This is a genomic window from uncultured Acidovorax sp. (genome assembly GCF_964021665.1).
In the GTDB taxonomy this organism is placed as follows: Bacteria; Pseudomonadota; Gammaproteobacteria; order Burkholderiales; family Burkholderiaceae_C; genus Acidovorax; species Acidovorax temperans.
This window is the reverse complement of the sequence record NZ_CAXIAK010000112.1, coordinates 1-9718: the sequence shown is the minus strand read 5'-3', so window position 1 is coordinate 9718 and position 9718 is coordinate 1. Positions and strand designations below refer to the sequence as shown.

Here is a 9718-nt window from a genome sequence, read left to right as displayed (position 1 = left end):
GAGTTCCATGGTGCTCCTCAATAGCTCAGCGATAACGACGAGGGCAGCGAAGCCCACGTCTGGTGGCTGCAGCGCCCCTGGGGCGCTTGTGCAGTGCCTTATTGCAGCACTGCCTTCGCGCGCACCGTGTAGGACACCCGCGCACGTGGAAGGAGGGCGCCCGCGGCAGTACCACTGGCATGCTCAGGAGTAGAAGAGGCGGTTTGCCACTGCCAATGGAGCCGCCAGAAAAAAGGGCCGAGGTATTGGCCCGGCCCTTGAAAGAGAATTTTGAGAGATCAGGCCGTCACAGGCCCAGTTGCTGCAGCGCGGCCTGCAACCCGGTGAGCCCACCCACGCGCTGGTCGTTGATGAACACCTGCGGCATCTGCCGCACGGCGGGGCCGCACTTGGCGTAGAAGGCCAGGCGTTCGGCTTCATCGTCGATCTTGATTTCTTCGTAGGGCAGTGAGCGCGCCTTCAGCAGGCTCTTGGCCGATTCGCACTGGGGGCAGGCGGACTTGGAATAAACGGTGATCTTGAGGGTCATGGGTGCCAAGTTTAAGCGGCGGCGCGGGCAGGTGCTGGCGGGGCTGCTGATGGCCTGCGCAGGCGGGCTGAGGGGCGTAGCGTGCAGCTTCGTGGTGCCTGCTTTGTTTGGTATACCATTCGGTTTGTTTTGTGACTGATTGGTTTTTATGCCTCCAACCACCCCCATGCTTCGCCGTGCAGTGCTGCTCGCCTCCCTGGGCGCGGCGGTCGTTTTGGCGGGCTGCGCTTCCATGCAGCCGCCCCAAGGTATTGCGGCTGTGTCGCCGTTCGACCTGGCTCGCTACGAGGGCCGCTGGTACGAATTGGCGCGGCTCGACCATTCGTTTGAACGCGGCATGATGGACGTAAGTGCCACCTACCAGCGCCAGAGCGACGGCAGTGTGCGGGTGGTGAACCGGGGTTTTGATGTGGCCAAGAACCAATGGCGCCAGGCCGTGGGCAAGGCCCTGTTCACGGGCGATGCCAACACAGCCTCGCTCAAGGTATCGTTCTTCGGCCCGTTTTATGGCGGCTACCACGTGGCGGCGCTGGATGCCGACTACCAGTGGGCCTTGGTGGTGGGGCCAGACCGCAGTTACTTCTGGATTCTGTCGCGCACCAAGCAACTCGCACCCGCACTGCGCGAGCAGATCGTCGCCCGTGCCAACGCTTTGGGCATCGACGCCCAGGCGCTGATCTGGGTGACCCACGAGCGCACGGACCCGCAGCCATGACCACCACTGCGCAAGCGTTGCCCGTCGCCATCATCGGCGCGGGTTTGGCGGGCTTGTCATGTGCCCAAGCCCTGGTTCAGGGGGGTTATCAGGTGCATGTGTTTGACAAAAGCCGGGGGCCTTCCGGCCGCATGAGCACGCGCCGCGCCGAAGACGCGGCAGGCCCCTGGCAGTGCGACCACGGCGCGCAGTACTTCACTGCACGCGATGCCGCCTTTCGCGCCGAAGTAGCCCGCTGGCAGCAGGCAGACGTGGCCGCGCTGTGGGACGCACGCCTCGCCAGCTTTGACGGCAGCACCTGGTCCACGCCCGAGACGCCGCTGGAACGCTTTGTCGGCGCACCCCGCATGACATCCCCCGCCGCCTGGCTGGTGCAAGGCTTGCAGCAGGCGGGCGAACGTGCCCAAACCCAGTGGCAAACCACGGTGCAGCGGCTGGAACGGCAGGCAGACGGCTGGACCATTACCTCGGCAGAGCATGGCTTGCACGCCCAGCGTTACAGCGCGGTGCTGCTGGCCGTGCCCGCCCCCCAGGCCGTGCCGTTGCTGCAGCCCGTGGCTGCGGCAGGCACTGCGGTAGCCGCCAGTGCCCGCATGCGCGGCAGCTGGGCCGTGATGGTGTGCTGCCCCGCGCCCGTACCGCTGCCGTGGGATGGCGCCTTCATCAACGACGGGCCATTGCGCTGGGTAGCCCGCGACAGCAGCAAGCCGGGCCGCACCGTGCCCCCCGGCACGGAAACCTGGCTGCTGCACGCCAGCCCCGAGTGGAGCGAAGCCCATATCGAAGACAGCGCCGACACTGCGACCACCACCCTGCTCGCCGCATTTGCAACGCTGGGCGGCCCTGCCGCACACCTCGTGCAGGCCACGGCCCACCGCTGGCGCTATGCCGACACCGAACCTGCACTCACCCAAGGCCACTGGTGGGATGCCACTGCCTGCGTGGGCATGTGTGGCGACTGGCTCAACGGCGGCAAGGTGGAAGGCGCGTGGCTCAGCGGCCAATCGCTGGCGCAGCAAGTGCTGCAGGCCCGCTGAACCTGAAGGGCCCGCGATGCGCATGCGCAAAAAACAAGACCTGCCGCAGAAAACCTGTCTGCATTGCGGACTGCCCTTTACCTGGCGCAAGAAGTGGGAAAAGGTGTGGGACGAGGTGAAGTACTGCTCTGACCGCTGCCGCAGCGAACGCAAGCGCACTGGCAACGCCGCAGGAGAGGGCGCCGCATGAGCACCGTGCTGTTCTGGTTCCGCAACGACCTGCGCTTGCACGACCAACCCGCGCTGCGCGCAGCGCTCACCAGCGGTGCTACCCACCTGCTGCCCGTGGTGTGTCTGCCCGCGCCGGATGAACCCACACCCTGGGGCTTTGCCCGTGTGGGTGCGCACCGCCGTGCCTTCACCGCCGCTGCACTGCGCGGGTTGCAAGGGCAGATGAGCACACTGGGCAACCCACTGCTCATCTGCCAGGCCCCGCCCGCCACCGCCTTGCCGCAACTGGCCCAGGCTGTGGGTGCCACCACCGTGGTGTGCGAAGACATTGCCGCCCCCTACGAACAGGCCGAGGTGGCCGCACTGCGCGCCGCTGGCCTGCAGGTGCGCACCGTGTGGCAGAGCAGCCTGCTGCCCCCGTCGCGGATGCCTTGGCCTGTAGACCAGTTGCCCGGCGTGTTCACCAGCTTCCGCCAGAAGGTGGAACGTGCAGGCATCACCCCCGCCGCGCCATTGCTCGTGCCCACGAAGCTGTTGCCGCCACCCGAGGTACCCGTGCCGGTGTTGCAAGCCGTGGGCGCAGAGCAGGGCGCTGCCAGCATCCAGCAACCCACACCGCCCCAGGGCAGCGACACCCGCTCGTCCTTCCCCTACGGAACGCCCGCGTGTGATGGCAGCGAGTCTGCCGCGCTGGCCCACGTGGCCCAGTACCTAGCCCGCCAGCTGCCCCACAGCTACAAGGACACACGCAACGGGCTCACGGGGCTGGATTACTCCAGCAAGTTCTCGCCCTGGCTGGCCACGGGGGCAATCTCGCCGCGCCAGATCTATGCTGAGCTGAAAGATTTCGAGCGCGAGCACGGCGCGAACGACGGCACCTACTGGCTCTGGTTTGAGCTGCTGTGGCGCGACTACTTTCGGCTGCTGCACCTGCAATACGGCGCAGCGCTGTACCGGGCGCGGGGGCTGTCAGAGCTGCCGCCCGCCCCACACAACCCACGCGGTTTTGAGTGCTGGTGCCGGGGCGATACGGGCCAGCCCCTGGTGGACGCCGCCATGCGCGAGCTGGCTGCCACCGGGTATCTGAGCAACCGCCTGCGCCAGGTGGTGGCCAGTTACCTCATCTATGACCTGCGGGGCGACTGGCGTGCGGGCGCGGCATGGTTTGAATCGCAACTGGTGGACTACGACGTGTACAGCAACCAGGCCAACTGGCTCTACATCGCCGGGCGCGGCACCGACCCGCGCGGAGGCCGCCGCTTCAACCCCATCAAGCAGGCGCAAGACCACGATGCCGACGGCAGCTACCGCCGACTGTGGGGCACGGCATGACCACGCAGCAATCCTCCACCCCACAGCGTGCCCACACGCTGCGCCTGCTGCTGGGCGACCAGCTCAACCCTGAGCACTCATGGTTCGCCACGCACGACGAATGCGTGGTCTACGTGCTGATGGAAGTGCGGCAAGAAACGGACTATGTGCTGCACCACGCGCAAAAAATCCTCGCCATCTTTGCCGCCATGCGCGACCTGGCCCGCCACTTGCGCGAAGCCGGGCACCGCGTGCGCTACGTGGCGATTGACGACCCCAGCAACCGCCAGTCGATGCCTGACAACCTGGCCGCCCTCATGGCCCACTACGGCGCGCAGACGCTGCAATACCAGCACCCCGACGAATGGCGGCTGGACGAGCAACTGCGCACCTGGGGCCTAGAGCAGCCCTTTGCCGTGCAGGCCGTCAGCAGCGGGCACTTCTACACCACCCGCACCGAAATGGCCGAGGTGTTCCAAGGCCGCAAGCAGTGGCTCATGGAGCACTTCTACCGCCGCATGCGCCAGCGCCACAGCGTGCTGATCGATGAAGCCGGAGAGCCCGAAGGCGGCCAGTGGAACTACGACCACGACAACCGCAAACCCTGGCCCGGCACCCCTGCACTGCCGCCCGACGCCCGCCCCACGCATGACCACAGCGCCCTGTGGGCCACCATCCAGGCCGCAGGCGTGCAAAGCTTTGGCAACCCGCAGGCCCACGCGCTGCGATGGCCGCTGAATCGGGCCGAGGCACTGGCCTGGCTTGACCACTTCATTGCCACCACGTTGCCCGACTTTGGCGCGTATGAAGACGCCATGAGCACCAAGAGCGCGCGGCTCTTTCACTCCCTTCTGTCCTTCGCGCTCAACACCAAAATGCTGCGCCCGCACGAGGTGGTGCAGCGCGCCCAGGCTGCGTACCACGCGGGCACCGCGCCCCTGCCTGCGGTGGAGGGCTTTATCCGCCAGATATTGGGTTGGCGCGAATATGTGCGCGGCATCTATTGGGCCCACATGCCCGGCTACGACGAGCGCAACGCCCTGGGCCACAGCACGCCGCTGCCCGATTGGTTCTGGACGGGCAAGACCCGCATGCGCTGCATGCAGCACGCCGTGGGCCGGTCGCTGGAGCAGGCCTATGCCCACCACATCCAGCGCCTCATGGTCATCGGCAACTTTGCGCTGCTGGCGGGGCTCGACCCTGCTGCCGTGCACCGCTGGTACCTGGGTGTGTACATCGACGCCTTTGAATGGGTGGAAGTGCCCAACACCTTGGGCATGAGCCAGTTTGCCGACGGCGGCCTGCTGGCCACCAAACCCTACGTGAGCAGCGCCGCCTACATCGACCGCATGAGCGACTACTGCAGCGGCTGCCACTACGACAAAAAGCAAAAGGTGGGTGAGCGCGCCTGCCCGTACAACGCGCTGTACTGGGACTTTTTTGCGCGCAACGAAGGCACGCTGGGCAACAACTTTCGTCTCGGCATGGTGTACCGCCAGTTGCAAAAGATGCAGGGCCCGCAACTCGATGCGTTGCGTGAGCATGCGGCCAGCTTGCGCACGCGGCTGGATGCGCTGTAGCCCGTTTGCCTCACCATCTCAAGACCCCTCACCGCAGGACTGCGCCATGTCTCAAGCTCAACCCGCCGCAAGCCCGTTCACCTCTTTGCAGTCATTGCCCGACGGCTACCGCGCCCTCGTCATCGGCGCCACCGGCGCCATCGGCAGCGCCTTCCTTGCCCACCTGCAATCCGACCCACGCTGCGCCCTGGCTGTTGGCCTGGGCCGCCACACTCAACCAGCGGTCGATCTGGACGACGAGGCGACCATCGCCGCCGCCGCGCAGCAACTCAAGGCCCAGGGGCCGTGGCATTGCATCATCCACGCCGCGGGCATGCTGCACGGCCCCCACGGCATGCCTGAAAAGCGCCTGGGCCAGTTGAACTACGCACAGATGGAAGCTACCTTCCGCACCAACACCTTCGGCCCCGCGCTGGTGCTGGCCCATTTCGCACCGCTGCTGCCCAAGCAGGGGCGCGGTCTGCTGGCCGTGCTGTCGGCCAAGGTGGGCAGCATTGGCGACAACCGCCTGGGCGGCTGGTACAGCTACCGCGCCAGCAAGGCCGCGCTCAACATGCTGGTCAAAACGGCGTCCATCGAAGTGGCCCGCACCCACCCGCAGGCCGTGCTGGTGGCGCTGCACCCAGGCACCGTCAACTCGGCGCTGTCGGCTCCGTTCAACGGGGCAGAAATTGGACGACCAGCCGCCGATGCGGCGGGGGGCATGCTGCGGGTGCTCGACGGGCTGCCAGCGGAGCAAACCGGCAGCTTTCACGCCTACAGCGGCGAGCCACTGCCGTGGTGAGTAATGCAGCCGTTTGCTATCTTTTTGATATGGCCGGCGCGCTCCCATCAAGCGCTGGCGGCCGATTTGCCCTGAATGCCCGCGCCAGTGGGTTCGGTCAAATGGGCGGGTAGACGCCGGTGCCGCCCGGCCAGGCGGTGAGTACCTCGTAGCCGCTGTCGGTCACGGCCACCATGTGTTCCCACTGGGCAGACAGAGAACGGTCCTGCGTCACCACCGTCCAGCCATCGGCCAGCTCTTTGGTTTCGCGCTGACCTGCGTTGAGCATGGGCTCGATGGTGAAGACCATGCCGGCTTCCAGCCGCAGGCCCTGGCCGCGCCGCCCGTAGTGCAGCACCTGGGGCTCGTCGTGGTACACGGTGCCAATGCCGTGGCCGCAGTATTCGCGCACCACGCTGAACTTCTCGCGGTGCGCTACAGCGGCAATGGCGTGGCCCACATCGCCCAGCGTGGCGCCGGGCTTCACTTCGCGAATGCCTGCGCACAGCGCTTCGTACGTGGTGTGCACCAGCCGCTGTGCCAGCGTGCTGGGCGTGCCCACGCAGAACATGCGGCTGGTGTCGCCGTACCAGCCGTCTTTTTCCACAGCCACGTCAATGTTCACGATGTCGCCCTTTTTCAGCACCTGCTGGGGCGACGGGATGCCGTGGCACACGACATGGTTCACCGAGGTGAGCACCGTCTTGGGGTAACCCAGGTAGCCCACGTTGGCAGGCCGCGCGCCTTGCACGTTGACGATGTGGTCATGGCACAACTGATCCAGCGCCTCGGTGGTCACCCCCGGCACCACATGCGGCTCGATCATGGCCAGCACTTCGGCGGCCAACTGCGCCGCTTGGCGCGCCTTTACCAATTCATCGGCCGAGCGAATCGGCACCCCGCGATGTGCGCGCGCCATCAGTGCTGCTTTCCTGCGCGGGCGGGGGCTGTGGTTGCCACCTTGTCCAGCTCGCCCCGCGCAGCCAGTGCTACGTCCAGGCCACCGGCCAGCTCAGCGCGCACCAGCATCTGACAAATCTCGCGGTGGTCCAGGCCGGGGTACATCTCGGCCAGCATGCCGACACGCATCCAGTGCTCGGCCTGGGAGTTGATGGAACGGCTCAATGCGTTACTGGCCAAGCGCAGGTTCTCGTGCATTTGATCGGAAATTTTGACGATGCCCATGGTCTAAGAAATATGTAAAACGTATGTTAATTGTATATGTTTTGCTTATTTTTGCTGGGGCAATGCAGACTCCGCATGGCAAGGGGGGGATGCCAGGGCTGGGGCATCATTGGCTCCGTGCCCAGGGGCACCCTGAGACATCGGCATGGGCATCAGCGACACATTGAGAATGTGGGCCAAGCGCATCAAGCGCGATGGGGTCACCCTGTGGTTTGCTGGCAAGCACCCCAAGACGCCTTGGTATGCCAAGGCGCTCGGGTTGTTTGTGGAGGCGTATGCGCTGAGCCCGATTGACTTGATCCCTGACTTCATCCCGGTGCTGGGCTATGTGGACGATGTGCTGCTGCCGGGCTTGATCTGGCTGACGTTGCAGCTGTTGCCGCCCGATGTGCTGACCGAGTGCCGTGGCCACGCCGATGCCTGGATGCAGACCCAGGGCGCCAAGCCCCGCAGCATGGCAGGGGCGGTGCTGGTGGTGGCGTTGTGGCTGTTGGTGGGGACCGCTTTGTGGGTGTGGTTGCGGCCCCTGGGTTGAAGGCTAATGTCCACTGATGGTCGCTTGCGGTGATGGGCTGGCTGAAAGGGCGCATGGACAACGCCTTTGGCATCGTCAACCAGCACCTGGTAAACCGGGCCTTCATGGTGGGCGATCAGCCCACCATGGCTGACTTTTCTCGGTGCGGTTACATGTTCTACCCGCTGGAAGAAAGCGGCTACGACGTGGCCGCGAGCTACCCCCACATTCATGCGTGGCTGCAGCGCCTGCGCCAACTGCCCGGATGGGCCAGCCCCTACGACATGCTGCCGGGTGAGCGCATCCTGCCCAAGTGGTAACGGGCTAATCGGCAACTGGGTAGTCCGGCCATAACGTTGCAACGGCAGTGACAGCAAATCTGCCCTGGTCCGGCTTGCTTGCCCACGCCGCTGCAGCACGTAGGCCAGCGCCATAGCCATGGCCTACTGCACAGCGCCCCCGCATCAGGCGGCGATGATGCGCAAGCGACAGCGCGGCCCCATCACTGTGCCAGAATGAAGTGATGAGCACCACCTCCTCCTTCCAGTCCAACGCCGACGGCACCCGTGTCACCACCTACACCTGGGCCGAAACCCCGGGCCAACCGGTGGGCGTCGTCCAAATTTCCCACGGCCTTGCCGAACACGGCGAGCGCTACGACCGCTTTGCCCGTGCCCTCAACGCCGCAGGCTTCATCGTCCACGCTGTGGACCATCGCGGCCACGGGCGCACGGCAGGTGGCAAGCTGGGTGACTTTGGCAGCGCTGGCTTCAGCGGCCTCATTGCCGACGTGGCCCAGTTCGGCGCACTGCTGCGCGCGCAGCATGGGCCGCAGCTTCCGCTCTTTCTGTTCGGCCACTCCATGGGCTCGTTCGCAGCGCAGGCGGCCATCATTGACCATTCATCCACCTGGTCCGGCGTCATCCTGTCAGGCTCCACAGCCCTCGACCTGTTCGCCGCCGCCATGGCCAATGCGCCTGCTGATGCCCCCGCCGGGCTCGCGGCCTTCAACGCAGGCTTTGAGCACCGCACCGGCTACGAATGGCTGTCGCGCGACGCTGCCGAGGTCGATGCCTACGTGGCCGACCCATGGTGCGGCTGGGACGTGCCACCCGACGTGATCCCCTCACTCTTCGCCCCCGCCCCCAGGCTGGCCGACCCCGCGCAACTCGCGTGCATCCGCAGCGACCTGCCCATCCTCATCGCATCCGGCGACGCAGACCCGCTGGCCGCAGGCGGGGTGTTGTTGGAGCAACTGGGGCAGCGGTATCGCGATGCCGGTGTGGCCGATGTGGCGGTCAAGCTGTACCCGGCCGCGCGGCATGAGATCTTGAATGAGACGAATCGGGATGAGGTGACGGGGGATGTTGCGGCGTGGCTGCGGGCGCATACGGGTCTGGCGTAGTCGGTACCCGATCCCTGTGAAATAGGCAGGTTTTGGGCAAGTAACCAGGGGGTAGTGGCTGGCTGCTCCCGGCCCAAAGCAGAAGATCACGTTTGCATCTTGAGCCGCCGGTAAGCAGCGGCGGGCAGCCGTTCGCGGCCTAACCGTCACCGCAGGATGGGAGCATAGTGCGGCCTCGGTACAGTTTGAACCGGAAACGATGTACGTCGTACGAGTTCGGCGTGCGGCGAAGCAAACCGAGGCAATTTATCCATTAAAGATCGTGATGGCGCACAACACTCGGTAGACGCCATCGATTCACAGCTTCGCAAGATCGAAGGGCAGAGCCTTGGGTATAAAGTGGCTCGTTTCTTCGATCTTTTGGGGCGGTGATTTATGCGACCTGCAGTGTCGGATAGTCTGTATAGCCCTTGGCGCCACCTGTGTAGAACGTGTTGGGGTCAGGCGCGTTCAGCGGTGCCTTGGCTCTGATGCGTGCGGGCAGGTCCGGATTAGCCAGGAAGGCGGT

General features: G+C 65.5%; 12 protein-coding genes and 1 pseudogene. 9 read left to right on the top strand and 4 right to left on the bottom strand.

Annotated features, from left to right (window positions below):
* Nucleotides 1–286 precede the first annotated feature (286 nt).
* Entirely contained in the window at nucleotides 287–529 is a 243-nt protein-coding gene (locus AADJ04_RS16470) for a glutaredoxin (RefSeq protein WP_066699259.1), read from the bottom strand.
* Nucleotides 530–695: 166 nt separating this feature from the next.
* On the opposite strand from AADJ04_RS16470, the gene AADJ04_RS16465 reads away from it, so the two are divergent.
* From AADJ04_RS16465 to AADJ04_RS16440, 6 genes are all read left to right on the top strand, one after another.
* Complete coding sequence (locus AADJ04_RS16465) at nucleotides 696–1244, top strand: lipocalin family protein (protein ID WP_341240276.1); 549 nt, start codon at nucleotides 696–698, stop codon at nucleotides 1242–1244.
* Nucleotides 1241–2281: an NAD(P)-binding protein gene (locus AADJ04_RS16460; RefSeq protein WP_341240274.1), complete on the top strand. Its 1041-nt coding sequence runs from the start codon at nucleotides 1241–1243 to the stop codon at nucleotides 2279–2281. The genes AADJ04_RS16465 and AADJ04_RS16460 overlap by 4 nt, the downstream gene beginning before the upstream one ends.
* A gap of 63 nt (nucleotides 2282–2344) precedes the next feature.
* Nucleotides 2345–2413, top strand: coding sequence for a hypothetical protein (locus tag AADJ04_RS16455; protein ID WP_341240275.1), 69 nt, complete (start codon nucleotides 2345–2347; stop codon nucleotides 2411–2413).
* Nucleotides 2414–2467: 54 nt separating this feature from the next.
* Nucleotides 2468–3784, top strand: coding sequence for a DASH family cryptochrome (locus AADJ04_RS16450; RefSeq protein WP_341240273.1), 1317 nt, complete (start codon nucleotides 2468–2470; stop codon nucleotides 3782–3784).
* Nucleotides 3781–5343, top strand: coding sequence for a cryptochrome/photolyase family protein (locus AADJ04_RS16445; protein WP_341240272.1), 1563 nt, complete (start codon nucleotides 3781–3783; stop codon nucleotides 5341–5343). The genes AADJ04_RS16450 and AADJ04_RS16445 overlap by 4 nt, the downstream gene beginning before the upstream one ends.
* Before the next feature lie 46 nt (nucleotides 5344–5389).
* Nucleotides 5390–6127 carry an SDR family NAD(P)-dependent oxidoreductase gene (locus AADJ04_RS16440; RefSeq protein ID WP_142081182.1) on the top strand — a complete coding sequence of 246 codons (738 nt, stop codon included), beginning with the start codon at nucleotides 5390–5392 and terminating at the stop codon, nucleotides 6125–6127.
* Between the two features lie 97 nt (nucleotides 6128–6224).
* Here AADJ04_RS16440 and map read toward each other — a convergent pair whose 3' ends face one another.
* Both map and AADJ04_RS16430 read right to left on the bottom strand, forming a co-directional pair.
* Complete coding sequence (map, locus tag AADJ04_RS16435; protein ID WP_341240271.1) at nucleotides 6225–7025, bottom strand: type I methionyl aminopeptidase; 801 nt, start codon at nucleotides 7023–7025, stop codon at nucleotides 6225–6227.
* Nucleotides 7025–7291 (bottom strand): ParD-like family protein, encoded by a 267-nt coding sequence (locus AADJ04_RS16430; RefSeq protein ID WP_341240270.1) that lies wholly within the window; start codon nucleotides 7289–7291, stop codon nucleotides 7025–7027. Before AADJ04_RS16430 ends, map begins: the two co-directional genes overlap by 1 nt.
* A gap of 145 nt (nucleotides 7292–7436) precedes the next feature.
* Between AADJ04_RS16430 and AADJ04_RS16425 the strand changes: the two genes are divergently transcribed.
* The 3 genes from AADJ04_RS16425 (at nucleotide 7437) to AADJ04_RS16415 (ending at nucleotide 9210) form a co-directional block, all read left to right on the top strand.
* A complete protein-coding gene (locus AADJ04_RS16425; protein ID WP_341240269.1) occupies nucleotides 7437–7826 on the top strand; it encodes a YkvA family protein in 390 nt (129 codons plus the stop codon).
* A 53-nt stretch (nucleotides 7827–7879) separates the two neighbouring features.
* A complete protein-coding gene (locus AADJ04_RS16420) occupies nucleotides 7880–8125 on the top strand; it encodes a glutathione binding-like protein (RefSeq protein ID WP_341240268.1) in 246 nt (81 codons plus the stop codon).
* A gap of 203 nt (nucleotides 8126–8328) precedes the next feature.
* Nucleotides 8329–9210, top strand: coding sequence for an alpha/beta hydrolase (locus AADJ04_RS16415; protein WP_341240267.1), 882 nt, complete (start codon nucleotides 8329–8331; stop codon nucleotides 9208–9210).
* 373 nt (nucleotides 9211–9583) lie between these two features.
* On the opposite strand, the pseudogene AADJ04_RS16410 reads toward AADJ04_RS16415, so the two are convergent.
* A pseudogene (locus AADJ04_RS16410) lies at nucleotides 9584–9718 on the bottom strand (alkene reductase); the annotation flags it as partial.

Bases quoted from the DNA above. Each gene is read 5' to 3' on its own strand.
- AADJ04_RS16425 (WP_341240269.1), top strand. From the start codon at position 7,437: ATGGGCATCAGCGACACATTGAGAATGTGGGCCAAGCGCATCAAGCGC.
- AADJ04_RS16420 (WP_341240268.1), top strand. From the start codon at position 7,880: ATGGACAACGCCTTTGGCATCGTCAACCAGCACCTGGTAAACCGGGCC.
- AADJ04_RS16460 (WP_341240274.1), top strand. From the start codon at position 1,241: ATGACCACCACTGCGCAAGCGTTGCCCGTCGCCATCATCGGCGCGGGT.
- AADJ04_RS16465 (WP_341240276.1), top strand. From the start codon at position 696: ATGCTTCGCCGTGCAGTGCTGCTCGCCTCCCTGGGCGCGGCGGTCGTT.
- AADJ04_RS16445 (WP_341240272.1), top strand. From the start codon at position 3,781: ATGACCACGCAGCAATCCTCCACCCCACAGCGTGCCCACACGCTGCGC.
- AADJ04_RS16430 (WP_341240270.1), bottom strand. From the start codon at position 7,291: ATGGGCATCGTCAAAATTTCCGATCAAATGCACGAGAACCTGCGCTTG.
- AADJ04_RS16470 (WP_066699259.1), bottom strand. From the start codon at position 529: ATGACCCTCAAGATCACCGTTTATTCCAAGTCCGCCTGCCCCCAGTGC.
- map (WP_341240271.1), bottom strand. From the start codon at position 7,025: ATGGCGCGCGCACATCGCGGGGTGCCGATTCGCTCGGCCGATGAATTG.
- AADJ04_RS16440 (WP_142081182.1), top strand. From the start codon at position 5,390: ATGTCTCAAGCTCAACCCGCCGCAAGCCCGTTCACCTCTTTGCAGTCA.
- AADJ04_RS16450 (WP_341240273.1), top strand. From the start codon at position 2,468: ATGAGCACCGTGCTGTTCTGGTTCCGCAACGACCTGCGCTTGCACGAC.
- AADJ04_RS16415 (WP_341240267.1), top strand. From the start codon at position 8,329: ATGAGCACCACCTCCTCCTTCCAGTCCAACGCCGACGGCACCCGTGTC.